We start from the raw sequence: 22,786 nt of genomic DNA on the forward strand, positions 1-22,786 counted from the left end.
ACTGACAAGAACTTCTCCGCCTGAAGAGTTTTGTTAACCTCCACCGCCGGGGGCCCCGCGCATCTGGAAGCAGTTCGCTGATCATGAAACGGCTGAATGTCTTTCTGGTTCCATCACATGCGCTTCAGAGCGGTTGAAAAAGCCTCACTCGGCGGCAGCCCTTGCGCTTTCATCGAAGAACAGGGCCTGGCTGATCAGCGCTTTGACCATGTCCGGATTGAACGGCTTGGTCACAAGGAACGCCGGTTCCGGCCGCTCGCCGGTCAGCAGGCGCTCGGGGAAGGCGGTGATGAAGATGACCGGCACCGTCACGTCGGCGAGGATTTCGTTCACCGCATCCAGGCCGGAACTGCCATCGGCAAGCTGGATATCGGCCAGGATCATCCGCGGCCGGGTCTCGCGGAACAGTTCCACGGCCTCCGCATGGGTGCGGGCAATGCCGGTGACCCGGTGGCCCAGCCCCTCCACCATCTGTTCGATATCCATGGCGATCAGCGGCTCATCCTCGATGATCATGATATCGGTGGCCACCTGACGGGAGATGTCCTCCGCCGCCTCACGCAGCAGAGCGCCAAACTCGGTTTCCGTTACGGACAGAATATCGGCCGCCTGGGCTACGGTGAACTCTTCCACGGACACCAGCAGGAAAGCGAGGCGGCTGCGCGGCGGCAGAGACGCAAGGTAACTGGAGGCGCGGCGCTCCCACAGGAACGGCGATTCCGACGTCTCGATCTCGATCAGCGTGGAACCAAAAAGCGTGGCAAAGAGTTTGTAAAGCGCAACCCGGTCGTCCTGCGCCTCTGGCAGAAGCGACACATCGGCAATCAAGGCCTCGAGGGTCGCCGCGACATAGGCATCGCCTGATGCCTGCGAGCCGGTCACGGCTCTGGCGTAGCGGCGCAGATAGCTCAGGTGAGGTGCAATACGGGTCGAAAGCGACATAAAAAAACGCTCCATAGGGCTTTCCGGGTGGCGTCCAGAATGGAACTGCGCCGGGAAACCGGATTTTGACCGCCCGCACGCACGGGCATCTTGGTAGAGAAACGCCTGGCTCCAAAAAAAGTTCCTCCTGCCTGGAACTTTTTTTGACGGCCCGCATTTTCCTGACAGATACGAAACGGATGCATGATGCCCATGAACGACTGGAAAAAGCCCGGAACACCGGACGCTGGCACTGGAGCGCTGGATGGCGCTCATGCCCAGCAGATCTCGGCCCGTCTCCGCCAGCTTTACGACACGGTACAGAACGAAGGGATTCCCGACCGGTTCCTCGATCTTCTGGAGCGCCTCGACGAAGCTGAGGAGAGGAGCTTGAAGAAATGACGGCAGCGGGGACGGCAGACACGGCGCAGGCGGCAGACCCGCGCAAGATCTTCAAGCGTGAGATGCTCGCCTGCCTGCCAAGCCTGCGCGCCTTTGGTGTGTCGCTGGCCGGGAACGCCGACAGGGCCGATGATCTGGTGCAGGACGCCATCATGAAGGCCTGGGCCAAGCAGGAAAGCTTCGAGCTGGGCACCAACATGAAGGCCTGGCTCTTCACCATCCTGCGCAACGAATTCTACAGTCAGGCCCGCAAGCGCGGCCGCGAGGTGCAGGACAGCGACGGCCTGTTCACCGAGCGTCTCGCCGTGCATCCGGGCCAGTATGGCTCGCTCGACCTGCAGGACTTCCGCAAGGCGCTGGAAGAGCTGCCCGACGATCAGCGCGAAGCCATCATTCTGATCGGCGCCTCCGGCTTTTCCTATGAGGAAGCGGCGGAGATCTGCGGCTGTGCCATCGGCACGATCAAGAGCCGGGTCAACCGCGCCCGCAACCGCCTGCAGGAACGGCTGCAGATCAGCGGCGAAGAAGATTATGGCCCCGACAGCCTGTCTGCACCGGCCACCCAGAAGCTGTTTCACGGCTGACCGCGAATCAGCCTTTTGGCCTTGCCTGCGGCGGGCAGACCTGCCCTTCGTTCCGCCCGCTTGTGCTCTATGATTGAAAGGCTGCGGCACGAAAGAGAGTTTGAATGCGCGTTACAGCACTTCTGAACCGGGATGGCGGCACTTTGAAGACTGCCGACATTCAGGCGGTCTGCAACCGTATCGAGGCCGAATTTTCCGCCGCTGGACATGAGGTGCAATGTATCGTCACCTCCTCCGCCCGCCTTGAAGACAATCTGAGCCGCATTGCCGGGGATCCGGCAGCAGAGGTCATCCTTGCCGGCGGCGGGGATGGCACCATCTCGGCTGCCGCTGCGATGGCCTACCGGTCCGGCAAGGTGCTGGGCGTGCTTCCGGCCGGGACCATGAATCTCTTTGCCCGCTCGCTCGCCATTCCCTTGCCGCTCGACAAGGCCATCGCGGCGCTGGCGAAGGCAGAGGTGGTGCGCTCCGACATTGGCCTGATGAACGGCCGGCCCTTCGTGCATCAGTTTTCCCTCGGCCTGCAGGCGCAGATGATCCGGGAGCGCGACAAGGCGGAACATGCCTCGCGCCTTGCCAAGATGTGGGGCAGCTTCCGCGCTTTCCTGCGCTCCACCTTCCGCCCCTTTTCCTTTCGCGCCAAACTGCGCACCGGCAGCGAGGTCCGGGGCGGCCGGTTCAGCATCATTGCCGTGTCCAACAACGTCTATGGCGAGGGCACGCTGCCCTATGCGGCCCGGCTGGATGAGGGGGTTCTGGGTGTCTACAGCGTCCACCGGCTGACCTCACTGGAAACAACGCTGCTGGCCGCCGACCTTGCCCGTGGCGCATGGCGCTCCAACGCCAATCTGATGTATGACCGCGCCCGTGAGGTCGAGGTGGAACTCTCCCCTTCCATGCGCCGCAAGATTGGTGTGCTGGATGGCGAGCTGGTCGGCCTGCCGCTGAAGATCACCGTAAAGATCGAGCCGCAGGCTCTTGCCGTGCTGCGTCCGGCTGCGGCCGGGGCAGCGTGAGCCCCCTCCGGCGCCGGTCTCCTGACAACGGAAAATCCCGGCACAAGGCCGGGACGAATGCAGATGGCTGGCTTGGCAAGGGTTTGTTCCAAGGCTCCCGATGCAGGCGCATCACGGCAAGAAATTGCTCTGGAACATGGCTCTGGCACCGCACGGGCTTGGCCACCAACTCACTGAGCCAAGCTCAGTGAGTGGTGTTATTCGCTGCCGGACGAGCGGGTGCGGGTGGCGAGGAACAGGCCGGCTATTGCGAGAACGGCCAAACCCATGGTCTTGCCCTTTCCGCCGGCCAGAAGGGGCGCAGCTGCGGCAAGGGCGATGGCGTTGAGCGCGCGTTTCTGCTCGCGCTTGCGCCGGTCCTGCCGGTTCAAAACCATCATGATGGCCACCAGAAGCGCCGCCAGAGACAGCAGCAGCAGAGCACCGGCGAAAAGAACGGCAACCGGATCATATCCGGTGCGGACAACCCAGATCACGGCGGCGGTGGCGCCGAAGCCCCAGGCGGTGAGGACCAGCAGGGCACAGGCCCCAAGCAGCAGGACGCTGCGGCGAAGCTGCCGCAGCCTTCCTTTTGCGTCACCCAGGGTATCCAGGGCGAGGGAAGCCAGAAGGCGCATGGTTTAGCGCCGCAGCAGCAGGGCTGCCAGAACGCCGGCACCTGCGGCGATGGCAAGCGCCTGAAGCGGACGGGCGCGAACCTGCGTGACAACCTTGCCTTCCAGATCGGCAAGCTCTTTCTTGAGGGTTTCCAGCGCGTCCTCACCGGCGACCTTCAGGTCATCGGCCTTGCCGCTGCCATAGCTGGCGACGGCCTTTCCGAGATCGGTGACATCGGCCCGGACGCGGGCGATGCGCTCTTCCAGATCCTTGGCGGAAACAGACTTGCTGGTGTCATTTGCGGCATTCTGAACTGCTGCGGGCATGATATGCTCCTGTTGTCAGATTTTGCGGCCGGACTGGCCGTCATTTCTCGGAGAAGATGGATCCGGCTGGTGGCGCCCGCAGCTGCGGGCGCCAGTCACGATCAACGGATGACCGTGGTTTCCGGGCTTTGCCTGTAGGCTTCGAGCGTGTAGGCCGGGGCGTTCTCGATGGCCTCCGGCGTCACTGACGTGGTGGCCTGAATGGCGCCTTCGGCATCACGCTGGATCATAATGTTCGAAGCCCCAACGGCGACCGGCTTGCTGCCGATGCCAAGCACGCCACCTACGTCAACCACATAGGCTTCTGCCTTGCCGGCGGGTGCGAGCACCACGTCGGAGATCTTGCCGGCCGTGTCGCCGCCAGCCGTAACCAGGCTGGTGCCGATCAGGCTTTCGGTGCTGATCACATTGACACCTGCAGCCTGTGTGCTGCCTGCCTGACCTGCGGCACCGGCGCCCGGCATGGCCGTGGTGGTGCCTGCGGTTTCATCGGTCAAACCGGCTGATTCCTTCAGCTCGCCGATCACAGACGGGCCAGTCAGGCTGGTCTTGTCGAAGGCAGGCTCGGCATTGAGCTGCTGCGGCGTCATCTGCACCATCAGGCGGCTTTCGCCGTTCTGATCGATCCAGGTCAACTGATCGAAGGGAACGGCAACGTCCTTGCCTTCGGAATCAGCGGTGCTGTCAACCGAGATGATCACGGCGTTGACCTCGCCTGTCTCGGTCATCGCTACATCGGACACCTTGCCGATGTGCTCGCCTTCGGTGGAACCAGTCGCATGGACGTCCTCACCGATCAGGCTGCTGGCGGCAACCTCAGACGTGATGCCCGGCAGGCCGGACGGAGCGATGGTGCCGGACGGCTGGCTCATGTCCTGTCCCGGCATGACACCCGGCTGTGCATCCATCGGAGCACCAGGCATCACGCCAGGATTTTCGACAGACGGCGCCGTTCCTGTTGCGTTATTCATGTCCTGTGCCATTGCCGGAGCGGCAACAAGTACAGAAACAAGAGCGGTCGTAGCAAGAATCCTTTGGATCATTATTTATCCTCCATTTCTTGCAGATGGCCCCGCTGATCCCTGAATTGAGAAACAACTGAAAGCCATCCTGTTTTTCCCACACACGGTAGCAAAACACACCACGGAGAACTTTGTTCCAAAATTTTTTGCTGCACGCTCCGCCGGACCGGTCGCATCAATCATATTTACTTGAATCAAAAACTCAGGTATCGAAGGCCAAATCAAAAACTCAAGGTTGCGTACCCGTGACAAAAATCCGGATGCTGATGCTGGCCTTGGCGGCCAATGCATTCCATCAGGCGGCATTGATCGCCCTTGTGCCGGTATTGCAGCATCTTTTCGGTGTCAGTCTTGCAACGCTCGGGGCCCTGGTCGGGCTTGGCCTGCTCGCGGCTGCTCTTGCCATTCCGGGCTGGGGCCGTGTGGCAGCCAGCCGCGGGCTTGACCGGGCCCTGAAGCTGACGCTGACAGGGGCCGGCCTCGGCGCCATGATGATGGGCGCAGGCATTGCCGCAGCAGCATACGGCTGGCTCGCCGCCCTGCCGGCCTTCGGGCTTCTGGCCGCCGGACGCCTGATCTACAGCCTCAGCGCCCCGGCCATTCTGCCGCTGGCGCAAAGTGCAGGCACGGTCAGAACACAGCAGAACACCGGAACAGAGGGCGCGGCGCTGGCCGGTCACATCGGCCGCCTCAATGCCATGAACGGCATTGGCCGCCTTGCCGGAAATGCCTTGATCGCACCCCTGCTTCTGCTGGGCGCCTGGGCGCCCGTTCTGCTGCCACTGCCGGTCTATCTGGCGGCGCTTGTGCTTTTCCTGCGTCAGGGCGCTGGCGGAAAACCTGCCGTCCGCCCGGTTCCGAAGAGGGAAGCTGCCGCGGCCAGACCGGGCTGGCGACCGCTGGCGGGGCCTCTGTCTCTTGGCTTCCTGCTGCAGCTGTCCACGGGCGCCGCTTATGTTCTGCTTGGCCCCCTCATTGCGCAGCGGCTCTCTCTCTCTCCTTCGGAAGCGGCCAGCGCAGCGGGACTGTGCCTAGCCGTCTCGGTGGCCGTGGGCATTGCCGTGCAGCTTGGCCTTGAGCGGATCATTGGCCACCGCCTTCAGGCAGGCCGCCTGGCCGGGGCAGTGCTTTGCGCGGCAGGGCTCAGCCTTCTGGCCTTTGCAGCCAGCCTGCCGGTCCTGGCGCTTGCCGCAGCACTCACCGCTGCCGGTCTTTCCGTAGCCTTGGGCGCCAATACGGCCCTGACGCTGTCTGCCGAAGGCATGCCAGCGCCAGGCCGTGCCCTGGCCTCCACCCGCCTCAGCAGCCTGCAATTTGCAGGGCTTGCTGCAGGCTCCCTTGCGGGCGGTGTTCTGGGCTCCCTCAGCCTCGACATGGCCCTTGCCGTTCTGGCGGGCGCAACCGCGCTCACCGCAATTCTCATCCCAATCCTCACCCGTTTCAGCCGCAGCAGCGGCCCGGCGCTTCAGCTCCCCCTCCCGGATCTGTCCGCCGCCGCCCCTGCCCACGCCCCTCATAAAGGAGCATCCGAATGAACCCCGTGCTCGAAATGCGCCCCCATGCCGGCACCCCCGCCTTGCCGCTTGATGTGGCTGGAATTGGCATCGGCCCCTTCAATCTCAGCGTCGCTGCGCTCCTCGACAGCGTGCCGGGGCTGAATGCACGCTTCTTCGAAAAGAAGAAGCAATTCGTCTGGCATCAGGGTCTGATGTTCCCCGGCTCGATCCTGCAGACCTCGTTCCTCAAGGATCTGGTCACGCCCGTCCTGCCGACGAGCCCGCATTCCTTCACCGCCTTTCTGGTGGAGAAGAAGCGCTTCTATGACTTCCTCTCCGGCCGCTTCACCGGCGTCACCCGGATGGAATTCAACGAGTACCTGCAATGGGTAAGCGGGCGGATCGACACTCTCACCTTTGGCGAGGAAGCCACGGCCGTGCATCTGGACGGCAGCCGCCTGCGGCTGGAGTTTGCCAGCGGCCGCACGGAGCTGGCGCACAATCTCATCGCGGGCGCAGGCATGGCGCCGTTTGTGCCGCCCTGCACGGCCGCGCATCTGGGGGCCGATTGCTTTCATGCGGGTACCTACCTGACCCAGCCGCGCAACTTCACGGGCAAGCGCGTGGCGGTGATTGGCGGTGGTCAGACCGGCGCGGAAATCGTGCTCGATCTTCTGAACCGTGCCGAGGGCGCGCCTGCGCACGTAAGCTGGATCAGCAATCTGCCGCGCTTCTCCCCGCTGGAGGAAGGCGGCTTTGTCGATCAGGTGTTCACGCCGGGTTATGTCGCAGCCTATCAGACGCTCCCCTTCGAGGCCCAGCGCAGCGAGATTTCCGGCCAGAAGCTCGCCAGCGACGGACTGACGCCCGCCACGGTGGACACGCTCTTTGCCGAGATCTACCGCCGCCGCCATCTCATGGGCGAGAACTGCATTTCCCTGCTGCCGGGCCGCAATCTGGAGGCGATGGACCGGCAGAACGGCGGGTTCCTGCTGCACACCCACGCCATCACCAGCGGCGAGAGCGAGCTTTTCGGCGCTGACGCGGTGATCCTGGCGACCGGCGCCCGCCCCGCGCTGCCAGCCTGCCTTGAGCCCCTGCGCCACCGGCTGGATCTCGATACCAATGGCCTGCCGGTTCTGGATGCCAGCTACCGCCTGCAATGGGATGGCCCTTCCAGCATCGGCCTCTTCGGCCTCAATCTCGGCCTGTCGTCGCACGGGATCGTCGATCCGCAGATGAGCCTGATGGCCTGGCGCAGCGCCGTCATCATCAACGCCCTGACCGGAGAGGATCTCTTCGATGTCAGTGCCGGACCGGAACTGGTGGACTGGCCGAAGCGCATCCCGGATGAGACCCCGCTCACCCGGGCCGTCGGGTAAACCGGCCGCCACCGTCGCCGCCGCCTGCCAGACCCGCCCCGGTCCTGGCGGCGGCGGCTGACCTGATCCCGATTGACGAGGACCCGGCATGAACCAGCTTCTGCCCCTGACCCAGCTTGCGCCCGCTGCCGCGCCCACGGATGCCGCCGCCCTGGCAGACCATTCCGCCACCAGCGCCTTTCTCAACGCTCTTCTGCGCGAGTGGGACGGATGGTCTGTCACCAGACCGGACGAAACAGCGCGCCTTCAGACAGCCTTGCCGGACGGTTTTGCCGGTCCGGGCGGGGAAATCCTGAAACTGCCGCTTGCGGGCGGCGATGCGCTGCTGATCCACGCCCCTGCCCGCACCCCCTTCCGCACCGCCGTGCGCCTGCCCTTCTGCCTGATGAGTGCTGATGGCAGCCTGCGCAAGGTGCCGCTGGCCACCGCATTGGCCCTGCTCGTCACCGATCCGGTGGCAAGCGCGGGCGATGCGGCGCTGCAGATGAAGCTGCTGCAGCGGGTGATGGACAGCCGCCTTGCAGCCGAAGCAGCCTTCCGCGCCCGCCAGCCGCTGGGGCTCGCCTCAGGCTGGACTTTCCAGCAGGGCGAGCAGGCCCTGACCGGCGGCCACGCCACCCATCCCAATCCGCGCAGCCGCGACGGGCTGGATCTGGAGGAGGCCCGCCGCTTCGCGCCGGATCTGGGCGGGCGTTTCCCGCTGTTCTGGTGCCTTGCCCACCGCTCCATCCTTGTGCTGGCCAGTGGCATGCCGGTTCCGGCGGAACAGATGCTGCGGGCACTGGCAGACAGTGATCCGTCCTTGCCGCAAGAGCTGCGCCAGCCGGAAGACGGCTTCGTGCCGCTGCCCTGGCATCCCTTTCAGGCGCCGAAGCTTCTCGCCCGGGCGGATGTCATCGCCCTCGTGCGCGAAGGCCTGCTGCGCCCGCTGGGCGAGCTGGGCCAGCCCTTTGCCGCCACCGGCTCGTTCCGGGGTGTCCATGCCTGGCATGCACCGTCGATGCTGAAATTCTCGCTGTCCCTGCGGCTCACCAACTCCCGCCGCACGCTGGCGCGCAAGGAAGTGGAGCGGGGTCTGCAACTGGCCGAATTGCTGGATGGCCCGATCGGGGAAAGCCTTGCCACCGGGTTCCCCAAAGCTTCGATCCTGCGCGAACCAGCCTATGTGGCGCTGAAGGATGCCGATGGCGGCGCGCTGGAGGAAAGTTTCGTTGTCCTGCGCGACAACCCGTTCCGTGATGAAACTGCATCCGGTCCGGTGATGATGGCGGGCCTGTGCGAACAGCGCCCTGATGGCGCGTCACCTCTCGGCGAGCTGATCCTTGCCCGTGCCGCACGCGATGGCGGCGCGGTGGAGGAGCTGGCGGAGAGCTGGCTGCAGGGTTTCCTTGATGTGGCGATCCATCCGCTCCTGGAAATCCGCGCCCGCTACGGCCTTCTCTTCGGGGCGCATCAGCAAAACATGACGCTGGCACTCGATCCGCATGGCTGGCCGGCGCATTTGTGGCTGCGCGACTGTCAGGGCACCGGTCACCTCACCACACATCACGAAATGCTGGCCAGGCACCTGCCCGATATCGGCCGCCACGCCGAAAACGTGGTGCCGCCGGAGCTGGGCGATGGGCTCGTCTGCTACTACGTCATCGTCAACAACCTGATGAGCGTGATCGCCACGCTGGTGCTGGATGGGCTGATCCCGGAAGAGCGGGCCAACCGCTGCCTTCTCACCTTCCTGCAACGGGAAAAGGCGCAAAGCCGGGGCGACACCAGCCTGCATGATTTCCTGCTGAACCGGCCAACCTGGGTGAGCAAGGGCAACTACCGTACCAGCCTCAGCAACGTGAACGAGGCTTCGGGCGATGGCTCGGGCCAGCTCGCCGCCTTCCTTGAAATGCCGAACCCGCTGCTGGCGCTGACGCGCGCGGACGGGAAGTGACACGGAGACACAGCCCATGAACATTCATGCTGCCAGCACCACACGGGCGGAAGCCCTCGTGACCACCCGTCTCGACAGCACCGGGGAAACACCGGTTCTGTCGCTGCGCCTGAACGGGGCAATGCCCGGCGCGGACGAGCTGACCGGCGCCGTGCTGCGGGCGCTGGAAGCGGCCTTTGCCGCTGACGGAAGCCTTCAACGGCTGATCCTTGATCCGGCAGATGCGCCGCTCACCATCCGCGATCTGCCCTTTGCCCATCCGGTTGCGGGCGGGCTGGAGGTGCGCCGCGATGGCTTCTACCAGACAGACATGGTCTGGCTGGGGCACAGGCCCACGGGACGGCTGCGCACCGGGCTGGTGCCGGGCCCCGATGGCCGCGACCACCCCTTGCGCCCGCCCCATCCGGTGGGCGTGGTCTATGAGCGGTATGACCCGGTGGCCGATCTCACCGTCTCCTTCCGTGCGGTGGACATCGACCGGGACCTCGACACCTTCCACCGCTGGATGAACGATGGCCGCGTCGCCTATTTCTGGGAACTGGCCTGGGACAAGCCGAAGCTGCGCGACTATCTCGCCGCCTTCGCGGAGCGTCCGCATACCTATCCGCTGATCGGCTGTTTCAACGGCGAGGACGCGGGCTATTTCGAAACCTACTGGGTGCGGGAGGACCGGCTTGGCCCCTTCTATGACAGCGGCCCCTGGGACCGGGCCTGGCACGGGCTGATCGGCGAGCGCCGCCACCTTGGCCGCGCCAAGACCGGCGCCTGGCTGCGCGGCCTGCTGCATTACCTCTTCCTTGATTGCCCGATGACGGAAAACATCATGGGCGAGCCGCGCGTCGACAATGCCAAGCTGCTGAACTACGCCGAGGAGGTGGGCTACGAAAAGGTCAAGGAATTCGACTTCCCGCACAAGCGCTCGGCCCTGATGCGCTGCCCGCGTGACCGGTTCTTCTCGGAGGTGCGGCTGTGAACGCGCCCTTCACCCTGTCCACCCCGGCCGGCAGCCGCAGCGCTGCTGACGCCCGCTGGAACGCCGTTTGCCGGACCGCACTCGCCAAGATGCTCGACGAGCTGACCTACGAGGAAGTGCTGGCGCCGCAGACTGAAGGGCCGGGCGAATATGCCCTGCGCCTCAAGTCCGGCATCACCTGGCGCTTTGGCGCCCGCACCGGCGCCTGGGGCAACCTGCTGACGGACAGCCGGACGATCCGGCGCGAGCCGGAGGGGGCGGTCTCGCCGCTTCAGTTCACGCTGGACGCAAGGGCCGAGCTCGGCATGGCACCGGAAACCCTCGCCACCTTCCTGCGCGAGCTTTCCAACACCCTGCGGCAGGACATGATCCTGCATCAGAAGGCGGAAGGGCTGGATGCGGAACGGCTGCTGAACCTTCCGGTGCATGTGCTGCACGGGCTGCTGGAAGGCCACCCCAAGGCGGTGGCCAACAAGGGGCGCCTTGGCTGGGGCGCGGATGACCTTGCCCGCTATTCGCCGGAATCGGCCGAACCCTTCTCCCTGTTCTGGCTGGCCGCCACCCGGCAGAACTGCCGCATGGGCGGAGAGGGGGATGAGGCAGCCTTCCTGCGCCGCCAGCTTGGAGGAAATGAGGCGGCAAAGCTTCTTGCCCGCCTCACGGAAAAGGGGCTGAGCCTTGAGACCCATACGCTGATCCCGGTGCATCCCTGGCAGTGGGACAACGTGATCCAGCAGGCCTATGTCACGGATCTGGCGACGGGTGGTCTGGTGTTCCTCGGCAGCTTCGGCGGGCGCTATGTGGCCGGTCCCAGCCTGCGCACGCTCACCAGCATCGACCGGCCCGGCTCGGCGGATGTGAAGGTGGCGCTGACCATCCTCAACACCTCCGCCTGGCGCGGCATTCCGGGCAAATACATCGCCATTGGCGCTGCCCTGTCAGACTGGCTGGAAGGCATCGTTGCCTCAGATGAGCTGCTGGCCCGGCACGTGACGATCCTGCGCGAGGCGCGCGGCATCTGGTACCGGCATCCGCTCTATGGCCAGATGGAGGACGCACCCTATCAGCATGGCGAAACGCTGGGCGTGATCTGGCGCGACAATGCCTCCGGCCGGGTAGGGCCGCACCGCCGCGCCTGCCTCTATGCCGCGCTGCTGCATCCCGATGCGGAGGGGCGCCCGCTGGCCGTGGCCCATGCGCGCCGGGCGGGAATGGACTTCGAGGACTGGCTGAAGCGCCTGTTCGAGGTCAGCGTGGCGCCGCTTTACCACATGCTCTGCCGCTTCGGCACGGGCTTCATCGCCCATGGGCAGAACATCACCGTGGTGCTGGAAAGGGACGTGCCGGCGGGCATTGCCATCAAGGATCTGCAGGGCGATGTGGATCTGGTCAATGTGGTGTTTCCCGAACAGGCGGACCTTCCGGACGAGGTAAGGGCCGTGCTGCCGTCGAAGCCTCCGGCCTATATCGTTCACAACATCCAGACGGCGCATTTCGTCACCGTGCTGCGCTTCTTCTCTGCCCGGCTCGAGGCGTCCGGCGTGCTGCCGGAAGACAGGTTCTACCGGCTTCTGGCGGATGTGCTTGAAGCTTACATGGCGGCCCATCCGGAGCTGGCGGAACGGTACAAGATGTTCGATCTGTTCAATCCGGCGATGCCGAGGGTCTGCATCAACAAGGTCCGCTTTGCCATCGGCTATGGCGATGCCGCCCAGCGCCCGATGCCCGCCCTCGGCACGGATCTACGCAACCCGCTGTGCCGGCGTGAAAATGTTGCGTGAACGCAACAGCACAACTTTTGCAAGGCGCAGGCTTCGTACGAAACTTGAATCTTTAATTCATATATGTAGTTGTAGCGCCAATATCAGGAAGCCAGGCCGCAAGGGCCAAGCCACCGCAGACCAGACTTCAACCGCACATGCAACAGGTGGCAGGCCATGCATTTCAAGACACTTGCGCTGACAACGACGGCGCTCATCGCAGCATTTCCGGCACTGGCGCAGGATGACACCGCGCAGAAGACGTCCACCCTCGACAAGATCGTCATCACTGCGGGGCGCAGTGAAAGTGCGGTCAGCACGCTGGCACAGTCGGTGGTCGTGATCGACCGGGAGCAGATCGAGAATACCAACTTTGGCTCGACGGATGCAGCAGATCTCATCTCCCGTCTGGTGCCTGGCTTTGCGCCTTCGAACCAGACCCTCTCCGGCGCTTCGGAAACCTTCCGTGGCCGTGAAGTGCTGATCATGGTGGATGGCGTACCGCGCAACACGCCGCTGCGTGACAACTCCCGCATCCTGTCGATGATCGACCTCAACACGGTCGAGCGCATTGAAGTGGTGAATGGCGCATCCAGCCTTTATGGCGCGGGCGCGACCGGCGGCACCATCAACTTCATCACCAAGCGCGGTGCGGAAGAGGGCATCCGCACGACCATCACGACGCAGGCCAGTGCCTATACGCAGGATGTGGGCAACTCCATCGCCCCCTCGGTCAGTGCGAACGTGGAAGGCCGTATCCGGCAGTTCGACTATTTCTTCTCCCTCTCCGGCGACATGACGCGCAAGGCCTATGACGGCCGTGGCAAGGAGATGGCTTCCGACGCCATGCTCGGCCAGGGTGGCGCCGACCGGACGAAGCAGGGCAACCTGTTCACAGGGCTCGGCTATGAGAACGAAAGCCGCCGCTTCGATCTCAGCTTCGACTGGACCTATCTGGAGCAGAAGCCCGACTGGCTGACCAACTACACCACCACGCCCGTTTCGCCCGACTTCCGGTCGCCTTATGTCAGCGATCCGCTGAAGGAAGATTCCAAGTATCTGACCGGCAAGTTCACCGAGAATGATTTTCTGCTGGGCAAGCTGGAACTGAAGGCTTTCTACAATTCCATCGAGAAGCAAAGCCCGTTCAACACGCTCTCGGCCGTCAATTCCATTGTCTATTATTCCGGCAATCCGGCCAGCCCGACCTCGCGGTTCAACCAGAGCGTCCTCAAGAGCGACCGTGCCGGTGTCAGCGCGACCGTGAACAGCCCGATCGACTGGCTGCGTCAGGGTGCCAATCTGACCTGGGGTCTGGATTACACCTATGACCAGACGACACAGGAGCTGACCGATGGAACAACGGTCATTTCCCCGATGACGCAGAACCAGATTGGCGCCTTTGCGCAGATGGAAGTGCCCGTCACCGACCGTCTGACCCTTCAGGGCGGGGCAAGGTTTGATCAGTTCTATCTGGACGTGAAGGATTTCAACCGCCCCGCAGCGGTGCAGTACCGCTCACCCACGGCCTATACGCTCTGGCCTGCAATCAATGTCCGGGGTGGCAGCTTCGAGTACAACTCGCCGACCTACAACATCGGCGCGGTGTTTGATCTGACGCAGGAAGCCCAGGCCTTCGCGAACTTCTCGCAAGGTTACTCGCTGACCGACATCGGTGGCTTTACCCGCCGTGCCGGCGTTAACACCACCGGCGAGATCTGTGCCGCCTATGGCTCGCTTGCCCGCGCCTTCGGCTGCTCCGGCACGCCGTCGCTGACCATCAGCTATGCGTCGATTGCGCCCAAGCCGCAGCTGGTGAACACCTACGAAGGTGGCCTGCGCGGCGACTGGGGCCGCTTCCGCGGCACGGCGAGCGCCTATGTCTCCACCTCGGATGATGGCGTCTCCTACAACGTGACCACCAATCAGGTCTCCCAGCAGAAGGAGAAGATCTGGGGCCTGGAAGCCAGCGCCGAGGCGGACGTCTGGGACAACGTGACCATCGGCACCGTCTTCTCCTACGTGGAAGGCAAGTATGACGCCAATGGCAACGGCCGTATTGATGCAGGCGAATACATGCCGAACAACCGCATCCCCAACAACGTCAAGTTCAATGTCTATGGTGAGATGCGCTTCATTCACGACATCATGGCCCGCGCCGAGATCGAGCATCTGTCCGGACGCAAGCAGACGAGCCAGCACCTGCCAGCCGTTACCTTGGTGCACATGGGCGTTTCGAAGGACATGGGCAAAGCGGGCAAGCTGTCACTTGGTGTGCGCAATGTCTTCGACACGGAATATGTCAACCCGACAGCCAGCGCCGTCCGCGGCGCGGAGATCTCGGGCCTTGGCCGTACGGTTGCCCTCACCTACCGCGTGACCTTCTGATCCTGAGGCCTCCCGCAAGCGATTGCGGGAGGCTTGCCTTTTTTCCGGAAAGACCAGTGCCATGCGGGATGCACCAGCGCCCCAAAGCCAGACAGCGCCAGAAGAGAAAAGCCGTGTCCGTCTTTATGTGACGCTGGCCGGGCTCTATCTGGCGCAAGGCATTCCCACCTATCTGATCGCCGCCGCCCTGCCGCCCGTTCTGCGCGAGCAGGGCGTTTCGCGTACGGCCATCGGGCTTTTCTCGCTTCTGATGCTGCCGCTGGTGGTGAAATTCGCCTGGGCGCCCTTCGTCGACCGGATCCGCCTCTTGCCCATCGGCCACAGGCGCGGCTGGATCGTGCCGATGCAGCTGGCCAGTTCGGCCGCCCTTTTCGCCATGGCCTTCATCCAGCCCACGGATGTGGTCAGTCTTTTCGTCATCTGCACGGTCATTTCCGTTGCCATGTCGACCCAGGACATCGCCACGGACGGCTATGCCACGCAGAAGCTGACGGAAGCGGACCGGGGCATCGGCAACGCCTGCCAGGGCGGGGCAGTCGCCTTCGGCGTCGTCATCGGCGGCAGCCTGTCGCTGTTCCTGTTCGAAAAATGGGGCTGGCAGCCGACACTGCTCTTCGTCGCCGCCCTGTCCCTCATTCCCCTCGCCATGACCGTGATGATGGAGGAGGACGAGGACGAGGACCGCACCGCCCACACAGGCGAACGCTCCGCTCCCCCGCCCCGGCCCTCGCTCCGTGCCTTTTTCCGCCGTCCGGAGGCCGTGCAGATCCTCATCGTGGCGCTGGTGTTCCGGGCCAGCGAAGGTCTCGTCAAGGCGATGGAAGGGTCTTATCTCGTTGATATCAAGCTGCCGCTGTCCTGGATCGGTTATCTGTCGGGAGCTTCGGCGGCAACGGCCGGTCTTCTCGGTTCCGTGGTCGCCGTGGGTCTCATGCGCTGGCAGGGCACCCGTACCGCGCTGATCACGCTGGGCGGCCTCAGGACCATCTGCTTCCTGATGTTCATGGTCCATGCGCTCGGCCTTTCCAGCAGCATCTACACCGTCATGGGCGCCGCCGCCTTCCAGACGCTGATCCGCTACATGGAAATCGTGGTGCTTTATTCGCTGTTCATGTCCGTCGCTTCAAAGGATCAGCCGGGCACGGATTTCACCATCCTCGCCTGCGCCCAGCTGGTGGTCTATCTGGCCGGAGCCAGCGTTTCGGGTGTGCTGGCGGACAAGCTCGGCTATGGCACCCTCTTCACCCTGTCCACGGCCCTGTCCGGCCTTGCCGTGCTGCTGACAGCAACACTCCTGCGCCGCAAGCCCGCCCCGCCGATGTTTGAGGAAGTCCGCCCATGAACGGCCCCGCCCCTCTGATTGCCTTCACCACGCTTCCCAGCGGCGCGCCTGCAGCGCTGCTGGAAACGCTCATGTCCGAAATGCTCCGCAACGGCATGGACATTGCCCGCCCCTCCCCGGAGGAAGTGGTGCTGAACCTTGACCCCAACACCGTTGGCCTCACCGTTCATGAGGGCGAAGGGCTGCGCATCACGGTACAGGCAAACGGGCTGGTTCCGCTGCACCGGTTGAAGCAATGGCTGATGGAGCATCTCGAAGAGCTGCAGCCCGGCACGACCGCCGCCTTGCGCTGGTCAGACGATGGCCCGCGCGATGACGAGGTGGCCCCGCCCTATTTCCACGAGCTGACGGTGCTGAAGAAGGTGGCGCTCAGCCCTGTGCTGCTCCGCCTCACCTTCAAGGTGGAGGGGATGGAGCGCTTCGGCAGCGACGGGATTCATGTGAAACTGCTGCTGCCGCCGGAAGGCCGCGCCCCTGTCTGGCCCCGGCTTGCCGCCAATGGTGCACTGATTCTGCCTGAAGGGCCGGACGGGCTGCACATGCGCTATTACACCATCAAGGACACCCGCAAGCAGGCCGGCGAGATCGATATCGACGTTGTCCGCCATGCGGGCGGCGCCGTCTCTGACTGGGCCGAGGCCTGCCGCGAGGGCGATGTGATCGGTCTGCTCGGCCCCTCGGGTTTCCAGCATCCGCCCTTGCAAGGCCCGCTGCTGATCGCCGCAGATGGCACCGGCGCGCCCGCTGCAGCCCGCATGATCGAGGCACTGGCCGAAGATATGGACCGGGAAGGCACCCCCGTTTCCGGCGGCGGGCATGTGATCCTCGGGCTCGGCACGGATGAGGAGGCGCTGGCCTATCTTCCCGCCGCAGAGGTTGCCCGCCTCGGCCTGACCGTGCATGGCCTTGCCCCGGAAAGTTTCGATGCGGATCTGGAACAGACCATCCGCACGGTCTTTGCGGGCACGAAGCCTGCCTTTGCCTGGTTCGCCGGCGAACAGCAAACCGCCCAGCACCTGCGCCCCCTGTTCCGCAAGGAGTTCAGCCTCGGCAAGGGCGATCAATATGCGATTGCCTACTGGACGAAGGGCAAGACCGGGATGGAGAGGTAAGCGTCAGGGGGGGATTTACCAGAAAGCCTGACATCCATTAGTTTCGTCTTGCCATGGCCCGACCATGGCATCCATTCCGTGACACCTCCACCTGCTCAGGCCTGCCGGTTGGCAAGGGCATGGATGCCATGATCAAGTCATGGCAAGACGGAGGAAAGGGATGGGCCTCTATCCCAAACAAAAGCCCCGGCGGATGCAGCATCCGCCGGGGCTTTGTTACGCCTGGCCGTTGCAGCCGTGTCTCACTCCAGACCTTCAAACAGCGCCGTGGAGAGATAGCGCTCGGCAAAGGACGGGATGATGACGACGATGGTCTTGCCCGCCATCCCGTCGCGCTGGCCAACCTTGATGGCGGCCGTCAGCGCCGCGCCGGAGGAAATGCCCACCGGCACGCCCTCGGTGCGGGCCACTTCACGGGCCGTGGCGAAGGCCTCGTCATTGGTCACCTTGACGATTTCGTCAAAGACCGACGTGTCCAGCACGCCCGGCACGAAACCGGCGCCAATGCCCTGGATCTTGTGCGGGCCGGGGTTGCCGCCGGACAGGACCGGGCTGTCGGCCGGCTCCACCGCCACCACATGCAGGCCCGGCTTGCGGCTCTTCAGCACCTGCGACACGCCGGTGATGGTGCCGCCCGTGCCGATGCCGGAGACGAACACATCCACCTCGCCGTCCGTATCGTTCCAGATCTCTTCCGCCGTTGTGCGGCGGTGGATCTCCGGGTTGGCCGGGTTCTCGAACTGCTGCGGCATCACCGCGCCGGGGATCTCGCTGACCAGCTCCTGCGCACGGGCAATGGCGCCCTTCATGCCCTTTGGCCCTTCCGTCAGCTCCAGCTCGGCGCCGAGGATCTTGAACATCTTGCGCCGCTCGACGGACATGGTCTCCGGCATGACGAGGATCAGCCGGTAGCCCTTGGCGGCGGCCACGAAGGCCAGCGCAATGCCGGTGTTGCCGGAGGTCGGCTCCACCAGCGTGGTCTTGCCCGGCTGGATCTGGCCAGCAGCTTCCATCGCCTCGATCATGGCCACGCCGATACGGTCCTTGACGCTGGAAATCGGGTTGAAGAACTCCAGCTTGCCCAGCAGAGTGGCCTTCACCCCGTGCTTTTCCGCAAGGCGGTCCAGCCGCACAAGCGGCGTGTCGCCGATGGTTTCGGTGATCGAGCTGTAAATCCGGCCGCGGCCCGGCTTCCTGTCGGTCATTCTCATCTCCCGTCCTGGCCCCCGGCACCGTGATGCGGGGCACCTGTTCTTTTGTCGGAATTCTGACCCTAACCTAGGAACAATTCGCGCCGGAATCGAGTGCTCTCATGCTCAAAAGCCTGAGGAATAAGGAAAGTTGTGCCAAAGCGCGGGGAGGAGGGGGGAGGGCATTGGCTGGGAGGTGGAGGCAACCACGTTGATACTTCTTGGGAGTTCGTCTGAGCTTCTATGATGATTCTGCCACAATGCCACTGCTATCCAATTCGGAGGGGGGTACCAGATCGTTAGTTCTTCTCAAATCGTTTAGGAACGCTTCAAGCACACTGTCGACCGTGGCAAATACAGTTGCTGTAGTAAAATGGCGTTCCACGCGCGCGACAATTGCGTCCCGGCTCACAGCCTCAGGATTACCCTTAGCCCATTCTCTGCCCGGATGAAGAGTATCCCAGGGTGATTTATTGTTCGTACGAGTTTCAGCAGAGTCGCCATGTTTTCCGATTCCGAACAATATCTTCGTTTCGTTATTCCATAGCGGCTTAAATAAGCTGATTAGATGACGCTCCGCAGCGGCCTGGTATCCGCTTTGAACAGCAAGATATCGGCATTCGAAATGGTTGCTATCGATCCCTTCTACTTTTCGAATGCTCTTGCGATGTTCCTTTAATCGATCAAAGAGCTTGGTTCCCTGATCAACAGGCGATTTTGGATTTCCTTCCGGGTCAGCCTTACCGACGTATATCGGCGTCTCCGTGCGAGAGACGGGCGCATACGGCGTAAAGTCACCGACGTAATAGAGCGCATACACACCCGCGCCATAGAAACCTTTCAAGTCCTCTAATCGCTGGCGTGGTTGGGCGACTAAGGCAATTGATATGAACCTTCCGATGAGGCTTGGCTCGGTAGGATCGAAGAACGATAAAGGCAGCTGAACAGGATCAATTTCTCTCACAACCTGTTCAAGCATTCTCTGCATTTCCAGCAGTCGCCCAGTGAGCTTATTGCGAGCGGGCGCTGAGAAACCCGGTCCGTGATGCGTGTCCTTTGCTTCCGCCACGAGTCGTTCGATTTCTGTCTGAACGTCCTGGGCTCTCTGCAGCATTGGATTCGACGGCTTTCTTGCCATGCTGGTCCTTTAAACCTTCTTAGACAGAGATGCGGCAACACTTCTTGCTATTGTCTCCGCAAGGGTGACGGGGACCGCATTCCCAAGTTGTCTCATAGCTTCCGACCAGACGCCTTCAATTTTGTAGTTATCAGGAAAGGTTTGCAGGCGCGCGCTCTCACGCACGGTGAAGTACCTGACTGAGCCATCTGGCCTAGCCAGCATATTCTCACCACCCGGAACGCCATGAACGCCGGCTTTGAGCGTTTTTGCAGGCTCGTCGAGAGGACTCCCCGTATGCCCTGGATACGCTCGCGCGCCAGGCTGCAACCTATGGGCATCATGTCGCGAAGCCAATGTCGGATTGCGCTCAGGGTCAGGTAAATCGTGAATCGCGTCTCTGACTGTTCTCCAAGGCAGCATTCCCTGGCACATTCCCTCGGCGCGAAGAATGCGCGTCTTTGCCTTTTCCGAGACCAGTTGATCACGTTTCCGGACCTTATGCCGATCAAAGTAGGTGCCATGGATTTGATCATGCAATAGAGCTTCGTATGAATGGGTTTGTGTTGGGAACGTCCATCCTGACTTCACGTCGTTTCGGAACCCTACGAAAAACACTCGCTCACGTTTCTGCGGGACACCAAAATTAGCCGCGTTCAGGACTTCAGTTAGCAGCGTATATTCCAGGCCCCGATTGCCGCGCTTGCTGTTGTGATGACGCTCCAGACGGCTCAAGTGCTCGGCCCAGTCCTCGTCCTTCCGAGAAGTCAGCTCTGGATACTGCATCTGTAGCCGAATGTATTCAAAGTAGTTTCGGAAGCTCTGTCGCGTAAGACCGCGAACGTTCTCGAAGATAAAGGCCCGAGGTTTGGCTTCGCGAATAGCTCGAACGGCTTCTGGAAACATATCGCGGTCATCGGCATGAGCTTGGTGCCTTCCACCCAAGGAAAACGGCTGGCAAGGTGGCCCACCTGAGACAAGGTCTAGCTTTCCTTCGAGGTCACGGAAATCAACCTCTCTTACATCACTATCTACGTGGATTGGCCAATGAACAGCCTCGGATTGCTTACTCAGGGTATTTTCCTTGAGCGTGGCTTGACAATGGCGGTTCCATTCAACGATGCGTTGAGGACGAAAACCAGCTCTTGAAATACCAATACCTAATCCGCCAGCTCCGGCGAATAGCTCAACTGCCTGCATGATATATCCCTAGCCAGACTTGTTCTCTCTTTGTTTCTGTGGACAATACAACGATTCCGGTGTCGCACGAAAGAGCGAATCGATGGCGAGCGAGGTTGTAGCTTAGGTGTTGATGATTGGTAGCGGTCTTCGAAATCACCCCACCCCAGTCGACCCAAACCCGCCAGCGCCGCGCTGGGTGGCGTCGAGGGTGGTGACTTCGGTCAGGGCGGCTTGCATGGCCGGGGCGATGATCATCTGGGCGATGCGCAACCCGCGGGTGATGGTGAAGGGCTCGTCGCCGTGGTTGATCAGGATGACCTTCACCTCGCCGCGATAATCCGCATCCACCGTGCCGGGGGAGTTCAGAACCGTGATGCCGTTCTTGGCGGCAAGGCCGGAGCGGGGGCGGACCTGGCCTTCGAAGCCGCGCGGGATGGCCATGGCAAGGCCGGTCGGCACCATCGCCCTCTTGCCCGGCTGCAGCACCAGATCTTCGCTCACCGCCGCCATCAGATCAAACCCGGCTGCATCAGCGCTCTGATAGGCGGGCAGCGGCAGGTCTGTGCCATGCTCAAGGCGCAGCAGTTCAACGGTGACGGAGGCAGGAACGGACATGGCAATTCTCCTTGAAGGAAATACGGCCCTCTTGCTGTCAGCATTGGCGGCCCAGCGCAAGCCTTGCGGCCTGCGGTCAACAGGTCATGCGGCACGGCGCGGGATCAGAGACACGGCTTCTGTGTCTCTGAGGTGAACGATCCGTCGCATTTGCGCCTCTTTATTCACGGCGGAAACATTCCTATTCTCAGACCCAAGATCGACACCCCTGTGTCCTTTGGAGGGATCACATGTCTGCCACAGGATTTGAACCGCTGTTTCTGGCCCATGGCTCGCCCATGCTGGCGATTGCCGACAGCGCCGCGCACCGGTTTCTGAAGGCGCTGGGGCCCAGCCTGCCGCGCCCGCGTGCCATCGTGGTGCTGTCGCCCCACTGGGAGACGGAGGGCCTCCGGGTTTCCGCCCCCGGCCCGCTGCGCACCATCCATGATTTCGGCGGCTTTCCCCGTGCCCTGTTCGAGATCCAGTATCCGGCCAGCGCCCCGGAAGATGTGACCGGCGAGGTGATGGACAAGCTGAGCGCCGCAGGCATCGAGGCAGAGGTCGACCCCACATGGGGGCTGGATCACGGCGCCTGGGTGCCGCTTTCTCTCGCCTATCCGCAGGCGGATATTCCGGTCGTCGCCCTCTCCCTGCCGCTCAGCTACGGCCCGCAGGAGCTGCTGGAGCTGGGCGAGGCGCTGAGCGGGTTGCAGGACAGCGGCGTGCTGATCATTGCCACCGGCAGCACCACCCACAACCTGCGCCAGCTGATGCCGCAGAACAGCCCCACGCCGGACTGGGCCAAGGCCTTTGACGCCTGGCTGGATCAGGGACTTCTCACCGGCGAAGCGGAGCGGATCACGGATCTCGACGCCGCCCCCGGCTACCGGATGGCGCACCCGAGGGAGGAGCACCTTCTGCCCGTGTTCTTCGCGCTTGGCGGGGGCGGCAAGGGCGCCAGAGGCGAGCTGCTTCACCGCACCTACGAATACGGCACCCTGTCCATGTCCTACTACCGGTTCGGAAAAGCAGCTTAGGGGATGTGGTACCTGCCCTGAGGCTTTGAGGGGCTTTGCTACCTTGCGCCGGAAAAACGAGCAGTTTCAGAGTCTTACCGCTCTGGCTGAAGCCTCTCTTTTCCCCTCCCCCTTGAGGGGAGGGGGTAGGGGTGGGGGTCTTCACGCAGGAGCGCTGCTTGACAGGAACTTGTCTCAGCACAGGGTAGCTTCAATGAAAACACCCCGTGTTTTCAGCCTGTTACCCCCACCCCTCACCCCTCCCCTCAAGGGGGAGGGGGACTGAAACGCCGTGCTTGGGCAATCAGACTGCGGGCTTTCCCGCCTCGTCATCCCCACGAAGGTGGGGATCCAGTATCCCCGGGATCTGCGATCATTTCCGCCGGGGTTACTAGATCCCGGTCTTGCCGCTTTGCGGCAAACCGGA

General features: G+C 63.0%; 20 protein-coding genes. 12 read left to right on the forward strand and 8 right to left on the reverse strand.

Translation table 11 applies throughout. From position 1 onward, the window contains the following. Nucleotides 1-144: 144 nt before the first annotated feature. A complete protein-coding gene (locus H163_RS0108540) occupies nt 145-942 on the reverse strand; it encodes a response regulator (RefSeq protein ID WP_026355633.1) in 798 nt (265 codons plus the stop codon). Nucleotides 943-1,134: 192 nt separating this feature from the next. Here H163_RS0108540 and H163_RS22505 point away from each other — a divergent pair, with 192 nt between their 5' ends. The 3 genes from H163_RS22505 (at nt 1,135) to H163_RS0108555 (ending at nt 2,923) form a co-directional block, all read left to right on the forward strand. Further along, nucleotides 1,135-1,323: a NepR family anti-sigma factor gene (locus H163_RS22505; protein ID WP_094462866.1), complete on the forward strand. Its 189-nt coding sequence runs from the start codon at nt 1,135-1,137 to the stop codon at nt 1,321-1,323. Next, the gene (locus H163_RS0108550; RefSeq protein ID WP_019964153.1) at nt 1,320-1,907 is read left to right on the forward strand and encodes an RNA polymerase sigma factor; all 588 of its coding nucleotides are present in this window, start codon (nt 1,320-1,322) and stop codon (nt 1,905-1,907) included. The genes H163_RS22505 and H163_RS0108550 overlap by 4 nt, the downstream gene beginning before the upstream one ends. A 104-nt stretch (nt 1,908-2,011) precedes the next feature. Continuing rightward, nucleotides 2,012-2,923, forward strand: coding sequence for a diacylglycerol/lipid kinase family protein (locus H163_RS0108555; RefSeq protein WP_019964154.1), 912 nt, complete (start codon nt 2,012-2,014; stop codon nt 2,921-2,923). A gap of 197 nt (nt 2,924-3,120) precedes the next feature. Here H163_RS0108555 and H163_RS0108560 read toward each other — a convergent pair whose 3' ends face one another. The 3 genes from H163_RS0108560 to H163_RS0108570 form a co-directional block, all read right to left on the reverse strand. Continuing rightward, a complete protein-coding gene (locus tag H163_RS0108560; RefSeq protein WP_019964155.1) occupies nt 3,121-3,540 on the reverse strand; it encodes a hypothetical protein in 420 nt (139 codons plus the stop codon). A gap of 3 nt (nt 3,541-3,543) precedes the next feature. Continuing rightward, a complete protein-coding gene (locus H163_RS0108565; protein WP_019964156.1) occupies nt 3,544-3,846 on the reverse strand; it encodes a hypothetical protein in 303 nt (100 codons plus the stop codon). 101 nt (nt 3,847-3,947) lie between these two features. After that, nucleotides 3,948-4,718: a PRC-barrel domain-containing protein gene (locus H163_RS0108570; RefSeq protein ID WP_160118244.1), complete on the reverse strand. Its 771-nt coding sequence runs from the start codon at nt 4,716-4,718 to the stop codon at nt 3,948-3,950. 395 nt (nt 4,719-5,113) lie between these two features. On the opposite strand from H163_RS0108570, the gene H163_RS0108575 reads away from it, so the two are divergent. The 8 genes from H163_RS0108575 to H163_RS0108610 all read left to right on the forward strand — a co-directional run bounded on the left by H163_RS0108575 (nt 5,114) and on the right by H163_RS0108610 (nt 17,257). After that, complete coding sequence (locus tag H163_RS0108575) at nt 5,114-6,403, forward strand: MFS transporter (RefSeq protein WP_147290376.1); 1,290 nt, start codon at nt 5,114-5,116, stop codon at nt 6,401-6,403. Beyond that, nucleotides 6,400-7,746: a lysine N(6)-hydroxylase/L-ornithine N(5)-oxygenase family protein gene (locus tag H163_RS22510; protein ID WP_019964159.1), complete on the forward strand. Its 1,347-nt coding sequence runs from the start codon at nt 6,400-6,402 to the stop codon at nt 7,744-7,746. Before H163_RS0108575 ends, H163_RS22510 begins: the two co-directional genes overlap by 4 nt. Before the next feature lie 88 nt (nt 7,747-7,834). Next, nucleotides 7,835-9,682 (forward strand): IucA/IucC family protein, encoded by a 1,848-nt coding sequence (locus H163_RS22515; protein WP_019964160.1) that lies wholly within the window; start codon nt 7,835-7,837, stop codon nt 9,680-9,682. A gap of 16 nt (nt 9,683-9,698) precedes the next feature. Next, nucleotides 9,699-10,655, forward strand: a complete 957-nt coding sequence (locus H163_RS23650) for a GNAT family N-acetyltransferase (RefSeq protein ID WP_019964161.1) — start codon at nt 9,699-9,701, stop codon at nt 10,653-10,655. Next, on the forward strand, nt 10,652-12,436 hold the full coding sequence (locus tag H163_RS22525; RefSeq protein WP_019964162.1) for an IucA/IucC family protein: 1,785 nt from the start codon (nt 10,652-10,654) through the stop codon (nt 12,434-12,436). Before H163_RS23650 ends, H163_RS22525 begins: the two co-directional genes overlap by 4 nt. A gap of 156 nt (nt 12,437-12,592) precedes the next feature. Further along, nucleotides 12,593-14,803 (forward strand): TonB-dependent receptor, encoded by a 2,211-nt coding sequence (locus H163_RS0108600; RefSeq protein ID WP_019964163.1) that lies wholly within the window; start codon nt 12,593-12,595, stop codon nt 14,801-14,803. Between the two features lie 61 nt (nt 14,804-14,864). Further along, nucleotides 14,865-16,145, forward strand: coding sequence for a RhtX/FptX family siderophore transporter (locus H163_RS0108605; RefSeq protein WP_019964164.1), 1,281 nt, complete (start codon nt 14,865-14,867; stop codon nt 16,143-16,145). Then, nucleotides 16,142-17,257 carry a siderophore-interacting protein gene (locus tag H163_RS0108610; protein ID WP_019964165.1) on the forward strand — a complete coding sequence of 372 codons (1,116 nt, stop codon included), beginning with the start codon at nt 16,142-16,144 and terminating at the stop codon, nt 17,255-17,257. Before H163_RS0108605 ends, H163_RS0108610 begins: the two co-directional genes overlap by 4 nt. 242 nt (nt 17,258-17,499) lie before the next feature. On the opposite strand, the gene cysK is transcribed toward H163_RS0108610, so the two are convergent. The 4 genes from cysK to dut form a co-directional block, all read right to left on the reverse strand. Next, on the reverse strand, nt 17,500-18,462 hold the full coding sequence (cysK, locus tag H163_RS0108615; RefSeq protein ID WP_019964166.1) for a cysteine synthase A: 963 nt from the start codon (nt 18,460-18,462) through the stop codon (nt 17,500-17,502). Nucleotides 18,463-18,688: 226 nt separating this feature from the next. Then, on the reverse strand, nt 18,689-19,426 hold the full coding sequence (locus H163_RS23955; RefSeq protein WP_160118243.1) for an Eco29kI family restriction endonuclease: 738 nt from the start codon (nt 19,424-19,426) through the stop codon (nt 18,689-18,691). Nucleotides 19,427-19,594: 168 nt separating this feature from the next. Beyond that, entirely contained in the window at nt 19,595-20,764 is a 1,170-nt protein-coding gene (locus tag H163_RS0108625) for a DNA cytosine methyltransferase (RefSeq protein WP_026355636.1), read from the reverse strand. 135 nt (nt 20,765-20,899) lie between these two features. Beyond that, a complete protein-coding gene (dut, locus tag H163_RS0108630; RefSeq protein ID WP_019964169.1) occupies nt 20,900-21,361 on the reverse strand; it encodes a dUTP diphosphatase in 462 nt (153 codons plus the stop codon). A gap of 230 nt (nt 21,362-21,591) precedes the next feature. Between dut and H163_RS0108635 the strand changes: the two genes are divergently transcribed. Further along, entirely contained in the window at nt 21,592-22,380 is a 789-nt protein-coding gene (locus H163_RS0108635; protein WP_019964170.1) for a dioxygenase family protein, read from the forward strand. Nucleotides 22,381-22,786 lie beyond the last annotated feature (406 nt).

The sequence above is a fragment of the Pannonibacter phragmitetus DSM 14782 genome, assembly GCF_000382365.1.
GTDB classification, from domain to species: Bacteria; Pseudomonadota; Alphaproteobacteria; order Rhizobiales; family Stappiaceae; genus Pannonibacter; species Pannonibacter phragmitetus.

What these genes read in the sequence shown, in the direction of transcription:
- H163_RS23650 (WP_019964161.1), top strand. Translation starts at nt 9,699, where the DNA reads ATGAACATTCATGCTGCCAGCACCACACGGGCGGAAGCCCTCGTGACC.
- H163_RS0108605 (WP_019964164.1), top strand. Translation starts at nt 14,865, where the DNA reads ATGCGGGATGCACCAGCGCCCCAAAGCCAGACAGCGCCAGAAGAGAAA.
- H163_RS0108555 (WP_019964154.1), top strand. Translation starts at nt 2,012, where the DNA reads ATGCGCGTTACAGCACTTCTGAACCGGGATGGCGGCACTTTGAAGACT.
- H163_RS0108625 (WP_026355636.1), bottom strand. Translation starts at nt 20,764, where the DNA reads ATGCAGGCAGTTGAGCTATTCGCCGGAGCTGGCGGATTAGGTATTGGT.
- H163_RS0108600 (WP_019964163.1), top strand. Translation starts at nt 12,593, where the DNA reads ATGCATTTCAAGACACTTGCGCTGACAACGACGGCGCTCATCGCAGCA.
- H163_RS0108565 (WP_019964156.1), bottom strand. Translation starts at nt 3,846, where the DNA reads ATGCCCGCAGCAGTTCAGAATGCCGCAAATGACACCAGCAAGTCTGTT.
- H163_RS0108540 (WP_026355633.1), bottom strand. Translation starts at nt 942, where the DNA reads ATGTCGCTTTCGACCCGTATTGCACCTCACCTGAGCTATCTGCGCCGC.
- dut (WP_019964169.1), bottom strand. Translation starts at nt 21,361, where the DNA reads ATGTCCGTTCCTGCCTCCGTCACCGTTGAACTGCTGCGCCTTGAGCAT.
- H163_RS0108570 (WP_160118244.1), bottom strand. Translation starts at nt 4,718, where the DNA reads ATGAGCCAGCCGTCCGGCACCATCGCTCCGTCCGGCCTGCCGGGCATC.
- H163_RS0108560 (WP_019964155.1), bottom strand. Translation starts at nt 3,540, where the DNA reads ATGCGCCTTCTGGCTTCCCTCGCCCTGGATACCCTGGGTGACGCAAAA.
- H163_RS0108635 (WP_019964170.1), top strand. Translation starts at nt 21,592, where the DNA reads ATGTCTGCCACAGGATTTGAACCGCTGTTTCTGGCCCATGGCTCGCCC.
- H163_RS23955 (WP_160118243.1), bottom strand. Translation starts at nt 19,426, where the DNA reads ATGCTTGAACAGGTTGTGAGAGAAATTGATCCTGTTCAGCTGCCTTTA.
- H163_RS22515 (WP_019964160.1), top strand. Translation starts at nt 7,835, where the DNA reads ATGAACCAGCTTCTGCCCCTGACCCAGCTTGCGCCCGCTGCCGCGCCC.
- H163_RS0108550 (WP_019964153.1), top strand. Translation starts at nt 1,320, where the DNA reads ATGACGGCAGCGGGGACGGCAGACACGGCGCAGGCGGCAGACCCGCGC.
- cysK (WP_019964166.1), bottom strand. Translation starts at nt 18,462, where the DNA reads ATGACCGACAGGAAGCCGGGCCGCGGCCGGATTTACAGCTCGATCACC.
- H163_RS22510 (WP_019964159.1), top strand. Translation starts at nt 6,400, where the DNA reads ATGAACCCCGTGCTCGAAATGCGCCCCCATGCCGGCACCCCCGCCTTG.
- H163_RS0108610 (WP_019964165.1), top strand. Translation starts at nt 16,142, where the DNA reads ATGAACGGCCCCGCCCCTCTGATTGCCTTCACCACGCTTCCCAGCGGC.
- H163_RS22505 (WP_094462866.1), top strand. Translation starts at nt 1,135, where the DNA reads ATGAACGACTGGAAAAAGCCCGGAACACCGGACGCTGGCACTGGAGCG.